Genomic DNA, 17131 nt, shown 5'->3' with positions numbered 1-17131 from the left:
AGCCCCCAGCAAGCTGGTTATCCATAATTATGAATTCAGTTTCAGATGGCTCGCCAGGATTCCGAGGACCCGCCCATGACCCCGTACCGATACGCAGACTTTTACCAACGTTCCCTGCAGGACCGTGACGGTTTCTGGGCCGAACAGGCCCAGCTGATTGACTGGCAAAGCCCGCCACAACAGATTTGCGACTACAGCAACCCGCCATTTGCCCGCTGGTTCGTGGGCGGTACGACCAACCTGTGCCATAACGCAGTGGACCGGCATCTCCAAGACCGGGCCGAACAACCCGCGCTGATTGCGGTCAGCACCGAGACGAATACCGAGCAGGTCTATACCTTTGCCCAGTTGCACACCGAGGTGCAATGCATGGCCGCCAGCCTGCTGGCGCTGGGCGTGCAAAAGGGCGACCGCGTGTTGATCTACATGCCCATGGTGGCCGAGGCGGCGTTTGCCATGCTGGCCTGCGCGCGCATTGGCGCGATCCACTGTGTGGTGTTTGGTGGCTTCGCCGCCGGTTCGCTGGCTTCGCGTATTGAAGATGCCGAGCCCAAAGTGATTGTGAGCGCGGATGCGGGCTCGCGCGCTGGCAAGGTGGTGCCCTACAAGCCGCTGCTGGACGAAGCCATTCGCCTGTCCAGCCACAAGCCCGGCGCCGTGTTGCTGACGGACCGTGCGCTGGCTGCTATGGATTTGGTAGCTGGCCGCGACCATCTGTGGGGCGATTTGCGGCAAAAACACCTGAATTCTGTCGTGCCCTGCGAGTGGGTGGACGCGACGCACCCGAGTTACACGCTTTACACCAGTGGCACCACCGGCAAACCCAAAGGCGTGCAGCGCGATACCGGTGGCTACGCCGTGGCGCTGGCCGCCAGCATGAAGTACATCTACTGCGGCAACCCGGGTGAGACCTATTTCTCCACCAGCGACATTGGCTGGGTAGTGGGCCACAGCTACATCATCTACGGCCCGCTGATCGCTGGCATGGCAACCATCATGTACGAAGGCCTGCCTACGCGCCCGGACGGCGGCATCTGGTGGAGCCTGGTGGAGAAGTACAAGGTCACGGTGATGTTCAGCGCTCCCACGGCGGTGCGAGTGCTCAAGAAACAGGACCCGGCGTTGATGGCCCGATACGACTTGTCCAGCCTGCGCGCGCTGTTCCTTGCAGGCGAACCGCTGGATGAACCGACAGCGCAGTGGATCAGCAGCGCGCTGGGCAAACCCATCATCGACAACTATTGGCAGACCGAAACGGGCTGGCCCATCCTCAGTATTGCCAACGGCGTGGAGAAGGCGCCCAGCAAGTTCGGCAGCCCCGGCGTGGCCATGTACGGCTACAACGTGAAGCTGCTGGACGAAAACACGGGTGACGAATTGACGGGTGCCAACCAGAAGGGCGTGGTCGCTATCGAAGGGCCACTGCCGCCCGGCTGCATGCAGACCGTATGGCGCGACGATGCCCGCTTTGTGAATACGTATTGGAAGAGTGTGCCGGGCAAACTGGTCTACAGCACCTTTGACTGGGGCGTGCGTGACGCAGATGGCTACTTCTTCATTCTGGGCCGCACCGATGACGTGATCAATGTGGCTGGCCACCGCCTGGGCACGCGCGAGATTGAAGAGGCTATTTCCAGTCACCCCAATATTTCCGAAGTGGCGGTGGTAGGCGTGGCCGACGCGCTCAAGGGCCAGGTGGCGATGGCGTTTGCCGTGGTCAAGGACGCCACCAGCCTGACGGACGATGCCGCCCGCCTCAAGCTCGAAGGCGAAGTCATGAAAGTGGTGGACAACAGCATTGGCGCCGTGGGCCGCCCGGCGCGGGTGCGTTTTGTCACGGTATTGCCCAAGACCCGCAGCGGTAAATTGCTGCGCCGCGCCATCCAGGCTGTCTGCGAGGGGCGCGACCCCGGTGATCTGACCACTATGGATGACCCGGCGGCCCTGCAGCAGATACGGGATTTGGTGGCCCCGTAGGTCGCTGTAGGTAGTAGTCCGGGTGTGGATTCCCGGCAGGTGCTTCCCGTTTTCTTTTTAAAGTGGCACAATCGCCACGCAATCTAGGCCCTTCCCATGCCACAGTCGCATCCGCTAAACGGTTCAGCCGTGTCGCGGAAGGTTAATTAATCAGCTTTAACCAGCTAATGTTTCCCCAAGGGAAACGGAGGTCAGCGGAATATGAGTGAATCAACGTCCAACGGGGCGAATCAGCCGTCGTCTGTCTATCAGGCGTATCAAAACAATACCTATCTGTTTGGCGGTAACGCGCCGTATGTCGAAGAGATGTACGAGAACTACCTGGCCAATCCCGGTAGCGTGCCCGACACCTGGCGTGACTACTTCGACGCCCTGCAACACGTGCCTGCCGCAGACGGTAGCAGTGCCAAGGACGTAGCCCACCTTCCTGTCATCAACGCCTTTGCCGAGCGCGCCAAACAAGGCGTGAGCCGCGTGGTCATGGCCACTGGGGCTGACTCCGAAATGGGCCGCAAGCGCACCGCTGTGCAGCAGTTGATCGCCGCCTACCGCAATGTGGGCGCCCGCTGGGCCGACCTGGACCCGCTGAAACGCACCGAGCGCGACAAGATTCCCGAGCTGGAGCTGTCCTTCTACGGCTTCAACGACGCTGACCAGGAAACCGTTTTCAACATCAGCAACACCTTCTTCGGCAAAGAGTCGATGAGCCTGCGTGAGCTCATGAACGCACTGCGTGAAACGTATTGCGGCACGCTGGGTGCCGAATACATGTACGCCACCGACCAGAACCAGAAACGCTGGTGGCAACAAAAGCTCGAAGCGATTCGCAGCAAGCCCCAATTCACGGCCGAAAAGAAAAAGCACATCCTCGACCGCCTGACGGCGGCCGAAGGGCTGGAGCGTTTCCTGCACACCAAGTACGTGGGCCAGAAGCGCTTCTCGCTCGAAGGTGGCGAAAGTTTCATCGCCGCCATGGACGAGCTGATCCAGCAAGCCGGTGCCAAGGGCATCCAGGAAATCGTGATCGGCATGGCCCACCGCGGCCGCCTGAACGTGCTGGTCAACACCCTGGGCAAGATGCCTGCGGACCTGTTTGCCGAGTTTGACCACACTGCGCCCGAAGACCTGCCGTCCGGCGACGTGAAGTACCACCAGGGTTTCTCCAGCGACGTGTCTACCCCCGGCGGTCCGGTGCACTTGTCTCTGGCGTTCAACCCTTCGCATCTGGAAATCGTGAACCCCGTGGTTGAAGGTTCGGTACGCGCCCGTATGGATCGCCGTGATGACCCCACGGGCAGCCAGGTGCTGCCTGTGCTGGTGCACGGCGATGCCGCTTTCGGCGGCCAGGGTGTGAACCAGGAAACCCTGGCGCTGGCGCAAACCCGTGGCTACACCACGGGTGGTACGGTGCACATCATCATCAACAACCAGATCGGTTTCACCACCTCTGACCCGCGCGACATGCGCTCCAGCGCGTTCTGTACCGACATCGTGAAGATGGTCGAGTCGCCCGTGCTGCACGTCAACGGTGACGATCCTGAAGCTGTCGTTCTGGCGACCCAACTGGCGCTGGAATACCGCATGGAGTTCGGCCAGGATGTGGTGGTGGACATCACCTGTTTCCGCAAGCTGGGCCACAACGAGCAAGACACGCCGTCGCTGACCCAGCCGCTGATGTACAAGAAAATTGCGGCCCACCCCGGTACCCGCAAGCTGTACGCCGACAAGCTGGCAACCCAGGGCCTGGGTGCTACCTTGGGTGACGACATGGTCAAGGAATACCGTGCTGCGATGGACGCGGGCAAACACACGGTGGACCCGGTGTTGACCAACTTCAAGAGCAAATACGCGGTGGACTGGTCGCCTTTCCTCGGCAAGAAGTGGACCGATGCGGGTGACACCGCGATTCCGCTGACCGAGTGGAAACGCCTGTCCGAGAAGCTGACCACGATCCCTGCTGGCGTGACGCCGCACCAACTGGTGAAGAAGGTCTATGACGACCGCGCTGCCATGGGCCGCGGCGAAGTCAATGTGGATTGGGGCATGGGCGAGCACATGGCCTTTGCCTCCCTGGTGGCCAGTGGCTACCCGGTGCGCCTGTCCGGTGAAGACTGCGGACGCGGCACCTTCACCCACCGCCATGCGGTGATTCACGACCAGAACCGTGAAAAGTGGGATGCGGGCATCTACACGCCGCTGCAAAACGTGGCCGAAAAGCAGGCGCCGTTTTCCGTGATCGATTCCATCCTGTCCGAAGAGGCGGTGCTGGGCTTTGAGTACGGTTATGCGTCCAACGACCCCAACACCCTGGTGATCTGGGAAGCCCAGTTTGGCGACTTCGCCAACGGCGCCCAGGTGGTGATCGACCAGTTCATCGCCTCCGGTGAAGTGAAGTGGGGTCGTGTGAACGGCATCACTTTGATGTTGCCGCACGGCTACGAAGGCCAGGGCCCAGAGCACAGCTCGGCGCGTCTGGAGCGCTTCATGCAGTTGGCGGCCGACACCAATATGCAGATCGTGCAGCCCACCACGGCCAGCCAGATCTTCCACGTGTTGCGTCGCCAGATGGTGCGCAACCTGCGCAAGCCGCTGATCATCATGACGCCCAAGAGCCTGTTGCGTAACAAGGACGCGACCTCGCCGCTGTCCGAGTTCACCAAGGGTGCGTTCCAGACCGTCATCCCCGAGAACAAAGAGCTCAAGGGCGACAAGATCAAACGCGTGATCGCCTGTTCCGGCAAGGTCTATTACGACCTGGTCAAGAAGCGCGAAGAGAAGGGTTACGACGATGTGGCCATCATCCGCGTGGAGCAGCTGTACCCGTTCCCGCACAAGGCGTTTTCCACCGAGCTCAAAAAGTATCCCAACGCCACTGACGTGGTGTGGTGCCAGGACGAGCCGCAAAACCAGGGTGCCTGGTTCTTCGTGCAGCACTACATCCACGAAAACATGCTCGAAGGCCAGAAGCTGGGTTACTCCGGCCGCGCAGCCTCTGCATCGCCTGCAGTGGGTTACTCCCATTTGCACCAGGAGCAGCAAAAGGCCCTGGTGGAAGGCGCGTTCGGCAAGCTCAAAGGCTTTGTGCTGACCAAGTAAGGCCTGGCACCAACACACACCCTCGAACAAAAATACCGAAAGAATTTTATGGCTATCGTAGAAGTAAAAGTACCGCAGCTTTCCGAATCCGTGGCAGAAGCCACCTTGCTGCAATGGAAGAAAAAAGTGGGCGACGCAGTCGCAGTGGACGAAATCCTGATCGAAGTCGAAACCGACAAGGTCGTGATGGAAGTCCCAGCACCCAGCGCTGGTGTCATCGTGGAACTGGTGGTTGCGGATGGCGCCACCGTGGCCGCTGAGCAGTTGATCGCCCGCATTGACACCGCAGCTGTGGCCGGTGCATCCGCGCCCGCCGCCGCACCTGCTGCCACTGCCCCGGTTGCAGCCGCACCCGTGGCTGCTGCAGCCCCTGCTGGCAACTCCAAGGCTGGTGTGGCCATGCCCGCCGCTGCCAAGCTGATGGCCGACAACAACCTGGCCAGCGGCTCCGTGGCCGGCACCGGCAAGGACGGCCGTGTGACCAAAGGCGACGTGTTGGAGGCTGTGGCCACCGGCGCATCTGCTCCTAAAATAGTAGCTGCATCCACAATACCTACGGGGGTTCCGACCACTTTGTTGCCCCAAGTGGCATCGCCCAAGGTGCAACTGGGCGATCGCCCCGAGCAACGCGTGCCCATGAGCCGCCTGCGCGCACGCGTGGCCGAGCGTCTGCTGCAATCGCAAAGCAGCAATGCCATCCTGACCACCTTCAACGAAATCAACATGGCCCCGGTCATGGACATGCGCAAGCGCATGCAGGAGCGTTTCGAGAAGGAACACGGCGTGAAACTCGGCTTCATGAGTTTCTTCGTCAAGGCCGCAGTGCACGCGCTGAAGAAGTTCCCCGTATTGAACGCTTCGGTCGATGGCAATGACATCGTCTACCACGGCTACTTCGACATCGGTATCGCTGTTGGATCGCCCCGTGGTCTGGTGGTGCCCATTCTGCGCAATGCAGACCAGATGAGCTTTGCCGACATCGAGAAGAAGATTGCCGAATACGGCCAAAAGGCCAAGGACGGCAAGCTGGGCATTGAAGAAATGACTGGCGGTACCTTCTCCATCTCCAACGGCGGCACCTTCGGCTCCATGATGTCCACGCCCATCATCAACCCGCCACAAAGTGCGATCCTGGGCGTGCACGCCACCAAGGACCGTGCAATGGTGGAGAACGGCCAGGTTGTGGTTCGCCCGATGAACTACTTCGCCATGTCCTACGACCACCGCATCATCGACGGCCGCGAAGCCGTTCTGGGCCTGGTGGCCATGAAGGAAGCGCTGGAAGATCCGGCACGTCTGTTGTTTGACATCTAAGGATCACTGAGCATGAGCAAACAATTCGACGTGATCGTTATCGGCGGTGGCCCCGGTGGTTACATCGCCGCCATACGTGCTGCCCAGTTGGGTTTCAATACCGCTTGTATCGACGAATGGAAGAACGAGAAGGGTGGTCCTGCGCCCGGCGGTACCTGTACCAACGTAGGCTGCATTCCTTCCAAGGCTTTGCTGCAATCGTCCGAGCACTTCAACCATGCCAACCACCACTTTGCCGAGCACGGCATTACGGCTACGGGTGTGAGCATGGATGTGGCCAAGATGCTGGCGCGCAAGAACACCGTGGTGAAGCAGAACAACGACGGCATCCTGTACCTTTTCAAGAAGAACAAGATTTCTTTCTTCCATGGCCGTGGCTCGTTTGCCAAGGCGGTGGATGGCGGTTACGAAATCAAGGTCGCTGGCGCTGCCGAAGAAGTCATCACCGGCAAACACATCATCGTCGCCACGGGCTCCAATGCGCGTGCCTTGCCCGGTACACCGTTTGACGAAGTCAATGTGCTGTCCAACGATGGCGCGCTGAACATCGGCGCGGTGCCCAAGAAGCTGGGCCTGATCGGCTCTGGCGTGATCGGTCTGGAAATGGGCTCGGTGTGGAAGCGCTTGGGCGCGGACGTCACCATCCTCGAAGGCCTGCCGGTTTTCCTGGGCGCGGTGGATGAGCAGGTCGCCAAGGAAGCACACAAGGCGTTCACCAAGCAGGGTCTGAAGATCGAGCTTGGCGTCAAGGTCGGCGAGATCAAGAATGGCAAGAAGGGTGTGTCGGTGGCTTACACCAACGCCAAGGGCGAAGCCCAGACGCTGGATGTGGACAAGCTGATCATCTCGATCGGCCGCGTGCCCAACACCATCGGTCTGAACACCGAAGCGGTGGGCCTGGCGCTGGACGAGCGCGGCGCGATTGTGGTGGACGGTGACTGCAAGACCAATCTGCCCGGCGTGTGGGCGGTGGGTGACGTGGTGCGCGGCCCCATGCTGGCGCACAAGGCGGAAGAAGAGGGCGTTGCCGTGGCCGAGCGCATTGCTGGCCAGCACGGACATGTCAACTTCAACACCGTGCCCTGGGTCATTTACACCAGCCCCGAGATTGCCTGGGTCGGCCGCACCGAGCAACAGCTCAAGGCAGACGGCGTGGCCTACAAGGCGGGTTCCTTCCCGTTCCTGGCCAATGGCCGCGCACGCGCGCTGGGCGACACCACTGGTTTCGTCAAGTTCCTGGCCGATGCCAAGACGGACGAAATCCTGGGCGTGCACATCGTGGGCCCACAAGCCAGTGAGTTGATCTCGGAAGCTGTGGTGGCCATGGAGTTCAAGGCCAGTGCCGAAGACATCGCACGCATCTGCCACGCCCATCCTTCGTTGTCCGAAGCGACCAAGGAAGCGGCACTGGCGGTGGACAAGCGCACGCTGAACTTCTGAAATATGTAATGAAAATGGCCGCCAGCCCGCATGCAGCGTGCGCTGGCAGCTATTGAATGCATAGCAATCCCAGCCAGTGTCCCTGAGCGTCAAGCAAACCTACGAAGCCGAACTGACGGCCCGTGGCTACACCGCCGACCCGGCGCAATTGCGCGCCGTGGAGGCGCTGGAGCGCTGCGCGCGTGACTGGGCGCACTACAAGGAAAAGCGCTCCAACGCGCTCAAGAAGCTGATCAACCGGCCTGACATTCCGCGTGGCGTGTACATGTATGGCGGGGTGGGGCGGGGCAAGAGCTTTCTGATGGACTGCTTCTACAACGCAGTGCCACTGAAACGCAAGACGCGTTTGCATTTCCATGAATTCATGCGCGAAGTGCACCGCGAACTGGCCGAGTTGCAGGGGCAGGCCAATCCGTTGGATATCCTGGCCGAGCGCATGGCGGTGCGTTACAAGCTGATCTGCTTTGACGAGTTCCATGTGGCCGATGTCACGGACGCAATGATCCTGCACCGGTTGCTGTTTGCCTTGTTCGAACGCGGGGTGGGCTTTGTCACCACGTCCAATTTCAAGCCGGATGACCTGTACCCGGGCGGGATGCACCGCGACCGCGTCCTGCCTGCCATTGCACTGCTGAATGAGAAGCTCGAAGTCCTCAACGTGGACAACGGCACCGACTACCGCAGCCGCACCATGGAATCGGTGCAGATGTACCACACGCCGCTGGGCCATACGGCCGACGTGGCGATGCAAACCGCCTTTGATGCGCTGGCCGAGTCGCGCGATGAAGACCCGATACTGCATATCGAGTCGCGCCAGATCCGTGCCTGGCGCAAGGCCGGCGGCATTGTCTGGTTCAACTTCAAAACCCTGTGTGGCGGCCCACGCTCCCAAAACGACTACCTGGAAATTGCGACGCAGTTTCACACGGTGCTGCTGAGCGATGTGCCCCACATGCCGGTGCGTATGGCGTCCGAGGCGCGGCGCTTTACTTGGCTGGTGGATGTGTTGTATGACCGCCGGGTCAAGCTCATCATGTCCGCCGAAGTGGAGCCTGAAGCGCTGTACACCGAAGGCCCCATGGCCCACGAGTTTCCGCGTACGGTTTCGCGCTTGCGGGAAATGCAGTCCAAGGAATTTCTGGCGCTGGAGCGGCGGGTGGTGGACACGGGGCTGACATGAGGCGCGCTTGGTTCGCCATGGCGATCTTGATGGGTGCTGTTGGTGCATGGGCGCAAGAAGACGCTTTTCAGGGCTTGCCGAGTATGGCCCAGGAGCGTGCGCGCATCGACACACTGCGCCGCCAGCAAACGGCAGAATTCAATGCACAAGAGCGCGCATGCCAAGACCGTTTTGCGGTGGTGCGTTGCACCAACGATGTGAATGCACGGCGCCGTGCCATGCAGTCGGAACTCAAACGCCAGGAAGCCAGTTTGCACGACGCCGAGCGACGTCAGCGTGGTGCCGAGCAGCTCAAGCGCACCGAGGAAAAGGCGGTAGAGAACGCGCAGCGTCTATCGGGAATGGAGCCATCCGGCGGTTCAATGACCGAGGAAGACAGACGCAAGGCCCAGGAAGATAAAGTACGGCAACATGCCAAACCACCGGCTACCGCCGCCAGCGCAACACCGGTTGAGAAGTCCGGTGGGCTGGAGGCCGGTACCGCAGCCGCCAACCGTGCTGACTATGTGCGCAAACAGGAAGCTGCTTTGCAGCGCAAGAAAGACCGAGAAAAACGCCTGCAAGAAAAAGGGGCTTCAACAGCCCCCTTGCCTGCAGCACCCTGAGAGCCAGGGCCTCAGTTGTTTTCCAGTGGTTCGAGTTTGACAACCACCAAGGAGAGGTTGTCTCCCGTGCCATGCCCACGGGAGCGGGCTTTCTCAATCAGGAATTCGGTGGCTTCGCGGGCCGACAGCGTGGACAGCACCGAACCGATTTCTCCCGCGTTGAAATAGTGCCAGACACCATCACTGCAGGCCATCAACACGTCACCTGAGCGCAGCTTGGGGATGAAGTGGAAGTCTACGGGCGGGTCGTTCTCGGTGCCCAGGCAGCCCATCAGGATGTTGGACTGGGGGTGTATCGCTGCTTGCTCTTCGGTGATCTCGCCGCGATTGACCAGTGCCTGCACATAGGAGTGGTCCATGGTGCGCTTGACGAACTGGCTGCCGTGGTACTGGTAGATGCGCGAATCGCCGGTGTGTGCCCAGTGGCAGTCGCCGCCCGGGTTGATCAAAAAAGCGGCCAATGTGCTGTGGGGCTCTTCTTCGGAAGAGATGGCGGTCAGCTTGATGACGATGTGCGCTTCCTGCACCACCTGGGCCAAGGTGGCAGCTGCGTCATCGGTGTCGGGGTCGTAGCGCTCGAAGAGCTGCTTGGCGGTCATCATGACTTGGTCGGATGCCTTTCTGCCACCACTGCGTCCACCCATGCCGTCGGCCACGATGGCCAACACGCAGCCATTCACGCGGGAATGTTTGAGCAAGGCTACCTGGTCCTGCTGGTAGTCGCGGTCGCCTTTGTGGATGCCCGTGGATGCGGTGAGTCGGTAACCAGTAGCCATGTTGGGTTGCGTGTAACGCAATACTTTCTGCAAAAGAAGGGTCTGGACGTATTATCGAGCCAGCTCGGAAGCTCCGAGCGCGATTTAACCACGTACTTTCCCCATCTCCCTTGACTGCCAACCTCCATTCCCCTGAACGCCGTTTGATCGAGTTACGCATGGAGCACGGTGATCTGGACGCCCTGATCGACCGCGCGGCAGAAGTGGTACCGGTGGACGAACTCATGATGCGCCGCCTGAAGAAAAAGCGCCTGGCGCTGCGCGATGAAATCGCCCGTGTAGAGCGAGAACTCCACCCCAATGAGCCGGCTTGAGGCATGGCGTTGCAGGAGGCCGTAGGCCGCGTTTTCGATTCCGATGGTTTGTTGGCACAAGCGGTCGATGAGTTCAAACCCCGTGCCGGCCAGACCGCCATGGCCATGGCGGTGGCGCAAACCATGGAGCATGGCGGCGCCCTGGTGGTGGAGGCCGGGACCGGTGTTGGTAAAACATTTGCTTACCTTATTCCTGCGTTGTTGAGTGGGGAGCGTGCGCTCGTGTCCACCGCCACCAAGGCGTTGCAGGACCAGTTGTTTGGCCGGGATATTCCGCGGCTCCTGAAAGTGTTGGGTTTGCCGTTGCGTGTGGCACTGCTGAAAGGCAGGAGTAGCTACCTGTGTTTGCACCGCATGGAGTCGGCCCGTCAGAGCCTGTTTGGCAACGAGGCCGTGGCGTTGCGGCATATCGCCCAGGTGGAGGCCTGGTCTCTGGTCACCCGTTCGGGGGACCTTGCGGAAATCCCTGCGCTGGATGAGCGCTCGCCGGTGATCCCGCTCGTAACCTCCACCCGCGAGAACTGTCTGGGTTCGCGCTGTCCCCAGGCCTCTGCCTGTCACGTGAATCTGGCGCGTCGAGAGGCCATGGCCGCTGATGTGGTGGTCATCAACCACCACCTTTTCTTTGCCGATTTGAATGTGCGTGAGTCGGGTGTGGCAGAGTTGCTGCCCTCCGTGACCTCCGTCGTGTTTGACGAAGCGCACCAGCTCAATGAAATTGGGGTCCAGTTTCTGGGGCGGCAGATGGGCAGTGGCCAACTCGCCGGTTTCTCCAGGGATCTGGCAGCCCGCGGCTCCCAGTTGGCGTTGGGGGTTGCGGATTGGCGGGCCCTGGTTGAATCGTTGGAGGCGAGCATTGCCGCCTTGCACCAGTTGTGTGGAAGTGGTGCGCGCCCTGGTCGGCGTGGCTGGAGTCTGGAGAGTCCTCAGGGCGTGGATGCGCAGGTATGGCAGCAGGCGCTGGATGGTATGGGCACTGCCTTGGCCGCTGCACAGGAGGTGCTGACGCATGTGGCCGAAATGTCACCGGAGCTTGCATTGTTGCGGGACCGGGCAGACAGTCTGCTGGAGTCCTTGCGGGAATTTGCCCAGCCGGTTCCCGCCGGTGTGGTGCGCTGGATGGATGTGGACCAGCATTTCCGTTGGGTGCAGACGCCGCTGGATATTTCACAGGCCATGCAGGCCCGTGTTTTGGGGCTTGCCGTGGGGGACCATGGCCGCAAGTCGTGGATATTCACCTCTGCCACGCTGGGGCACGATGCAAAGATGAGTTTGTTTGTGGAGTCCTGTGGTCTGCAAGGTGCGCAGGTGCTGCAGGTCGCCAGCCCTTTTGACCACGCGGCTCAGGCGGCCCTCTACATTCCCCGGAATTTTCCGAAACCCAATGAAGCGTCGCACAGTGCCTGTGTCGCCGCGCTGGTGGCCGATGCGGCCACCGCCATCGGCGGCCGTACTCTGGTGCTGACCACGACCTTGCGCGCCATGCGTGCGATTGGCGACGCATTGCGGCAGTATTTTTCAGGGGATGCGGGACTGGATGTGCTGGTGCAAGGCCAGTCGCCCAAACGCGAGCTGGTGGAGCGCTTCAGCAGTGCAGGCACCGATGGAAGCAAGGGCTGCATTCTGGTGGCATCGGCCTCTTTTTGGGAAGGCATAGATATCCCCGGTGATGCCTTGCAGATGGTGGTGATAGACAAGCTGCCCTTTGCCCCTCCCGACGACCCTCTGGTGCAGGCGCGGGCGCAACAGCTGGAGTCGGATGGGAAAAATCCCTTTCAGCACTACCACGTGCCGCAGGCTGCCATTGCACTGAAGCAGGGCGCGGGTCGCCTTATTCGTCGCGAAACAGACCGAGGCCTGCTGGTCGTCTGCGACGTGCGCCTGGCGCAGATGGGTTATGGCAAGAAAATACTGGCGGCGCTACCGCCCATGACGCGGCTGGAAACCGAGGACGAGTTTCACGCCGCGCTGCTGTCGCTTACCAGACCTTCCACCACGGGTCGGAGTCCGACTTCCGGCCCTTAGTCAGAAACTCGGATTGGGGGTAGTTCTTTTCGAGAACACGTTTGGCATCGTCGCGCAGTTGCACCATGCCCATGGCGTCATAGGACCTGTAGATGATGAACAGGGCCTCTTCGGTAGCAGGAACATCCCGGTAGTCCGACACCGCGGTTTGTGCACGGTTGATGGCGGCCAGATAAGCGCCGCGCCTGTAGTAGTAGCGCGCGACATGCACCTCATATTGAGCGAGTGAGGCCACGATGTAGTTCATGCGCTGCTGGGCGTCGACGGCATATTTGGAGTCGGGAAAGCGGGTTGTCAGCTCCTTGAATGACTCGAAGGATTCCTTGGCAGCTTTCTGGTCCCGCTCCGCCAAGTCCTGGCGCGTGACGGCAGAGAATATGCCTAAGTCGTCATTAAACGTAATGATGCCTTTGAGGTAGAGCGCGTAGTCCAACGCCGGGCTCGCGGGATGCAGCTTCATGAACCGCTCCAGCGTGGCAATCGCCTGGGCGGGCTCGGCAGCCTTGTAGTGGGCGTAGGCTTTGTCCAGTTGGGCCTGTTGTGCCAGCGGGGTTCCCGCAGCCCGGGCTTCGAGCTTTTCCAGCAGGGGAATCGCGGTGTCCCACTTGCCGGTATTCATTTCGTCCTTGGCATCGGCGTAGATCGCGTTGGGGCTCATGCCTGCCGTCTTGTCGATGGGTGCGCTTGAGCAGCCCGCGAGCAGTAACACCACGGCCGCAGGCAACAAGGCGTAAACGACCGATAATTTGACTCGCAGCATTATGGGAAACTTTCTTGAAACAGACCGCCGGGATTATATCGAGCACACCAGTCGCGAATGAGTTGGAGGATGCGGAGGAGACAGCGGTCGAAGCCGAGTGGCGTACGCTGGACATTGCAGCACCGCAGCATGGCGAGCGCCTGGATCGTGCCCTGGTAGATGGTGCACCGGAGTTTTCACGTAGCTATCTGCAACAGTTGATCGAAGCGGGCCTGGTCACGGTACGCGGCCAGAAGGTTATCAAGGCTTCGCACCGGGTCAAGGCGGGCGATGCGGTGGTGATCGAGCTCCGTCCCACGCCGCAAAGCCAGGCATTTACCCCGCAAGCCATGCCGCTGCAGGTGGTTTACCAGGACGAACATCTGCTGGTGATCGACAAACCAGCAGGCCTGGTGGTGCATCCGGCGCCGGGCAATTGGAGTGGTACCTTGCTCAATGGTTTGCTGGCCTATGACAAGGCCGCGGCCATGGTGCCCAGAGCGGGCATCGTGCACCGGCTGGACAAAGATACCAGTGGATTGATGGTGGTGGCCCGCACGCGTGCGGTCATGGATGCGCTGGTACAAGCCATTGCCGCCCGTGAAGTGAGCCGACAGTACTTAGCCATTGCGCACAAACCCTGGACCGGCGCAGCGACTGTTTCCGTGGAAGCGCCTATTGGGCGTGATCCTCGCAACCGCTTCCGTATGGCGGTCGTGGATTTGCAGAAAAGCCCGGGGAAAACTGCCAAGACGGACGTTATTTTTCTGGGCAATGCACAAGCCGGGTGTCTGGTGCGTTGTGTTTTGCACACCGGGCGTACGCACCAGATTCGGGTACATATGGCTTCTCTGGGGCATCCGCTGGTGGCCGATGCGGTCTACGGTGGAACACCGGTGCCCCCAATGGCTCGGCAGGCGCTACACGCATGTCGCCTGGCATTGGAGCACCCAGTAACCGGGGCGCCCATGGTGTTCGAATCCGCCGTACCGCAGGATTTCTCAGACCTGTTGGCCGACTGGGGGCTGCGATACAATCCCCCACAAAGGCTGGAAAGCCTCTAAGGACCCCGGCGCATTGCCATGGGTCGGCACGGTGATCTCTTCACATCCGCTGCCATCCGATTGGAATCACGTTGATTGGTCACCTTCTGGGTGATGTTTCCGGAAAAAGCCTGACTATGAATTTGGTGGACGCAAAGCGGGTCTTGGAGACCGCGTTGATTTGTTCTCAGCAGCCCCTGCCTTTGCGCGATATGCGCGCGCTTTTTGATGAAACGCTGGGCGCGGATACGCTGAAAACTCTGCTGGAAGAATTGAAAGACGACTGGGCCAGTCGTGGTGTGGAACTCGTGAATGTGGCCACGGGATGGCGTTTTCAGAGTCGACCGGAGATGCGGGAATTCCTGGATCGCCTACACCCTGAAAAGCCGCCGCGTTACACACGGGCCACGCTGGAGACACTGGCCATCATTGCTTATCGGCAGCCGGTGACCCGGGGCGATATGGAAGACATCCGGGGTGTGACCATCAGCTCCTTGCTGATCAAGCAGTTGGAAGACCGTGGTTGGGTGGAAGTGATTGGGCACCGTGAAGCCGCTGGACGGCCAGCTCTTTTTGCAACGACCCGGCAATTTCTGGATGACCTGGGTCTGGAGTCGTTGGATCAATTGCCGTTGTTGGATAACCCAACGCAGCAAGGTGACGCCTTTGGTGCTTTGGCTGAGCGACTGGAAGACACGGCAGAGCCTGTTTCTCCAGCCGAAGAGGCTGGCGGTGATGCTGCCTTGCAATTGGATATGCCGCTGGAGCCTGCAAGTGCTGAGCTTGAGCCCCCTTTGAATGGATTTGAGAATGAATGACACCAACCCTGTGACGCAAGCAACCCAAGTGGATGAGGCGGTCGAGGTCGCTTTGCCCACGGTGGTGACGCCAGATACTTCTCCGTCGTTGGAGGCAGCGGCGCAGGAGTCGCTGGGCAATCGCTTCAGCGATGTGATTTCCGGGCAGTTTGACGCGGATGAGGAACTGGTCGATCTGGCGCCTCCCAAGCGAATCCTGGCGCCCATGGCCGAGACTCCCAAGCTGCACAAGGTGTTGGCACAGGCGGGCATGGGTTCTCGACTGGAGATGGAGCAGTTGATTCTGGAAGGCCGTATTTCTGTCAACAACGAACCTGCCCACATCGGTCAGCGCATCCAGTTTGGTGACAACATCAAGGTCAATGGAAAACCAATCCGTGTTCGCATCGATCCGCCGCCCGCACGCATCATTGCGTACCACAAGCCGGTAGGCGAAGTCGTCACCCATGACGACCCACAGAACCGTCCCACCGTATTTCGCCGTCTGCCCAAGTTGCATCAGGGTAAATGGCAGTCCGTTGGGCGGTTGGATTTGAATACGGAAGGTCTGCTGCTGTTTACCAGCTCCGGTGAGCTGGCCAACAACCTGATGCACCCGCGCTTCGGTCTGGAGCGTGAGTACGCAGTGCGTGTGCTGGGTGCGTTGAACAAAGAAGAGAAACAGATGTTGCTGGACGGTGTCCAGCTCGATGATGGTGTAGCGCAGTTCGGCTCGATTGAAGAGGGTGGAGGCGAGGGTTCCAATTGTTGGTACCGGGTGACGATTTCTGAAGGCCGTAACCGGGAGGTTCGGCGCATGCTGGAGTCGGTTGGACACGCCGTGAGCCGACTGATCCGTATCCGTTACGGTGCCATGGTTTTGCCACGTGGGCTCAAGCGTGGCGCCTGGATGGAGCTTGATGATGCCGATATCCGTTCGCTGGTACAAGCCGCAGGCAATGGTGCGCGCAATAACGAAGCAAGGCGCGAGGCGGGCCCTGCAGCAGAGGCTGGCCCCCCCGGTGGTGGCAAGCGCCGCAATGGGCGCACAGGAGGGCCCCGTGGCGCCAATGCCGGGCAACGCGGCCCGGCACAGGGCGGCCAGCCCCGGCCCTTGGGGACTGGGGGCGGGGCCAAGAATGTCCGTGGAGGCAATGGTCGGCAGGACAAGGGTGGTGATCGCCAGGCGGCTGCGGGCCAACCCGACCCGATGAAGACCTCTTTTGGATACATTGGCGCCGACAGTTTTACCCGCCAGCGGCAAGACGGCACGCAACGCCCCCGTGGCGGGCAGGGTGGTTCTCGGCGCAACGGCCGCAGTCGGTAGGCTGGAATGCTAAAATCCAAGGCTTTGTCCCATTAGGGGCAAGAAGATTACCAATCCAGTTCAGGAAACACCATGACAATCGAACGTACTCTCTCCATCATCAAGCCCGACGCAGTTGCCAAAAACGTCATTGGCCAAATTTATGCCCGTTTTGAGGCTGCCGGCCTGAAGGTGGTTGCTGCACGTATGGCACACCTGTCGCGTGGTGAGGCTGAAGCCTTTTACGCTGTGCACAAGGCCCGTCCTTTTTTCAAGGATCTGGTGGATTTCATGGTTTCCGGCCCCGTGATGATCCAGGCGCTGGAAGGCGAAAACGCCATCCTGAAAAACCGTGACCTGATGGGCGCAACCGACCCCAAGAAGGCCGCTCCCGGCACCATCCGCGCTGACTTTGCGGACAGCATCGATGCCAACGCCGTGCACGGTTCCGACGCTGCAGAAACTGCTGCCGTCGAAATCGCCTTCTTCTTCGCTGGTCTGAACGTTTACACACGTTAA

General features: G+C 60.4%; 14 protein-coding genes. 12 read left to right on the top strand and 2 right to left on the bottom strand.

What is annotated here, in order from left to right:
• Nucleotides 1–75: 75 nt before the first annotated feature.
• From RS694_RS11435 to RS694_RS11410, 6 genes are all read left to right on the top strand, one after another.
• The gene (locus RS694_RS11435) at nt 76–1977 is read left to right on the top strand and encodes a propionate--CoA ligase (RefSeq protein ID WP_076070041.1); all 1902 of its coding nucleotides are present in this window, start codon (nt 76–78) and stop codon (nt 1975–1977) included.
• 201 nt (nt 1978–2178) lie between these two features.
• Nucleotides 2179–5073 carry a 2-oxoglutarate dehydrogenase E1 component gene (locus RS694_RS11430; RefSeq protein ID WP_029706943.1) on the top strand — a complete coding sequence of 965 codons (2895 nt, stop codon included), beginning with the start codon at nt 2179–2181 and terminating at the stop codon, nt 5071–5073.
• Nucleotides 5074–5121: 48 nt separating this feature from the next.
• Nucleotides 5122–6387 (top strand): 2-oxoglutarate dehydrogenase complex dihydrolipoyllysine-residue succinyltransferase, encoded by a 1266-nt coding sequence (odhB, locus tag RS694_RS11425; RefSeq protein ID WP_029706945.1) that lies wholly within the window; start codon nt 5122–5124, stop codon nt 6385–6387.
• Nucleotides 6388–6399: 12 nt separating this feature from the next.
• Nucleotides 6400–7827, top strand: a complete 1428-nt coding sequence (gene lpdA, locus RS694_RS11420; RefSeq protein WP_029706946.1) for a dihydrolipoyl dehydrogenase — start codon at nt 6400–6402, stop codon at nt 7825–7827.
• 82 nt (nt 7828–7909) lie between these two features.
• On the top strand, nt 7910–9007 hold the full coding sequence (zapE, locus tag RS694_RS11415; protein WP_076070039.1) for a cell division protein ZapE: 1098 nt from the start codon (nt 7910–7912) through the stop codon (nt 9005–9007).
• Between the two features lie 17 nt (nt 9008–9024).
• Nucleotides 9025–9612: a hypothetical protein gene (locus RS694_RS11410; RefSeq protein ID WP_029706949.1), complete on the top strand. Its 588-nt coding sequence runs from the start codon at nt 9025–9027 to the stop codon at nt 9610–9612.
• Nucleotides 9613–9623: 11 nt separating this feature from the next.
• Here the strand turns inward: RS694_RS11410 and RS694_RS11405 are convergent, their stop codons facing one another.
• A complete protein-coding gene (locus RS694_RS11405) occupies nt 9624–10388 on the bottom strand; it encodes a PP2C family protein-serine/threonine phosphatase (RefSeq protein ID WP_029706951.1) in 765 nt (254 codons plus the stop codon).
• Nucleotides 10389–10498: 110 nt separating this feature from the next.
• Between RS694_RS11405 and RS694_RS11400 the strand changes: the two genes are divergently transcribed.
• Nucleotides 10499–10702, top strand: a complete 204-nt coding sequence (locus tag RS694_RS11400) for a YdcH family protein (protein WP_029706953.1) — start codon at nt 10499–10501, stop codon at nt 10700–10702.
• 3 nt (nt 10703–10705) lie between these two features.
• Entirely contained in the window at nt 10706–12727 is a 2022-nt protein-coding gene (locus tag RS694_RS11395; RefSeq protein WP_029706954.1) for a DNA repair helicase YoaA, read from the top strand.
• On the opposite strand, the gene RS694_RS11390 is transcribed toward RS694_RS11395, so the two are convergent.
• Complete coding sequence (locus tag RS694_RS11390) at nt 12681–13487, bottom strand: outer membrane protein assembly factor BamD (RefSeq protein WP_029706955.1); 807 nt, start codon at nt 13485–13487, stop codon at nt 12681–12683. The two genes, RS694_RS11395 and RS694_RS11390, sit on opposite strands and share 47 nt — an antisense overlap.
• Before the next feature lie 14 nt (nt 13488–13501).
• On the opposite strand from RS694_RS11390, the gene RS694_RS11385 reads away from it, so the two are divergent.
• The 4 genes from RS694_RS11385 (at nt 13502) to ndk (ending at nt 17131) form a co-directional block, all read left to right on the top strand.
• Nucleotides 13502–14530, top strand: a complete 1029-nt coding sequence (locus RS694_RS11385) for an RluA family pseudouridine synthase (RefSeq protein ID WP_051391793.1) — start codon at nt 13502–13504, stop codon at nt 14528–14530.
• Nucleotides 14531–14646: 116 nt separating this feature from the next.
• Complete coding sequence (gene scpB, locus RS694_RS11380) at nt 14647–15327, top strand: SMC-Scp complex subunit ScpB (protein WP_029706958.1); 681 nt, start codon at nt 14647–14649, stop codon at nt 15325–15327.
• On the top strand, nt 15320–16633 hold the full coding sequence (locus tag RS694_RS11375) for a pseudouridine synthase (protein WP_276324426.1): 1314 nt from the start codon (nt 15320–15322) through the stop codon (nt 16631–16633). The genes scpB and RS694_RS11375 overlap by 8 nt, the downstream gene beginning before the upstream one ends.
• A 72-nt stretch (nt 16634–16705) precedes the next feature.
• Nucleotides 16706–17131 carry a nucleoside-diphosphate kinase gene (gene ndk, locus RS694_RS11370; protein WP_029706960.1) on the top strand — a complete coding sequence of 142 codons (426 nt, stop codon included), beginning with the start codon at nt 16706–16708 and terminating at the stop codon, nt 17129–17131.

The sequence above is a fragment of the Rhodoferax saidenbachensis genome (assembly GCF_001955715.1).
Lineage (GTDB): Bacteria > Pseudomonadota > Gammaproteobacteria > Burkholderiales > Burkholderiaceae_C > Allorhodoferax > Allorhodoferax saidenbachensis.
This window is presented reverse-complemented; position numbering and strand designations above follow the sequence as displayed.

Bases quoted from the DNA above. Each gene is read 5' to 3' on its own strand.
- RS694_RS11390 (WP_029706955.1), bottom strand. From the start codon at position 13,487: ATGCTGCGAGTCAAATTATCGGTCGTTTACGCCTTGTTGCCTGCGGCC.
- ndk (WP_029706960.1), top strand. From the start codon at position 16,706: ATGACAATCGAACGTACTCTCTCCATCATCAAGCCCGACGCAGTTGCC.
- scpB (WP_029706958.1), top strand. From the start codon at position 14,647: ATGAATTTGGTGGACGCAAAGCGGGTCTTGGAGACCGCGTTGATTTGT.
- odhB (WP_029706945.1), top strand. From the start codon at position 5,122: ATGGCTATCGTAGAAGTAAAAGTACCGCAGCTTTCCGAATCCGTGGCA.
- RS694_RS11430 (WP_029706943.1), top strand. From the start codon at position 2,179: ATGAGTGAATCAACGTCCAACGGGGCGAATCAGCCGTCGTCTGTCTAT.
- RS694_RS11405 (WP_029706951.1), bottom strand. From the start codon at position 10,388: ATGGCTACTGGTTACCGACTCACCGCATCCACGGGCATCCACAAAGGC.
- RS694_RS11395 (WP_029706954.1), top strand. From the start codon at position 10,706: ATGGCGTTGCAGGAGGCCGTAGGCCGCGTTTTCGATTCCGATGGTTTG.
- RS694_RS11375 (WP_276324426.1), top strand. From the start codon at position 15,320: ATGAATGACACCAACCCTGTGACGCAAGCAACCCAAGTGGATGAGGCG.
- RS694_RS11435 (WP_076070041.1), top strand. From the start codon at position 76: ATGACCCCGTACCGATACGCAGACTTTTACCAACGTTCCCTGCAGGAC.
- RS694_RS11410 (WP_029706949.1), top strand. From the start codon at position 9,025: ATGGCGATCTTGATGGGTGCTGTTGGTGCATGGGCGCAAGAAGACGCT.
- lpdA (WP_029706946.1), top strand. From the start codon at position 6,400: ATGAGCAAACAATTCGACGTGATCGTTATCGGCGGTGGCCCCGGTGGT.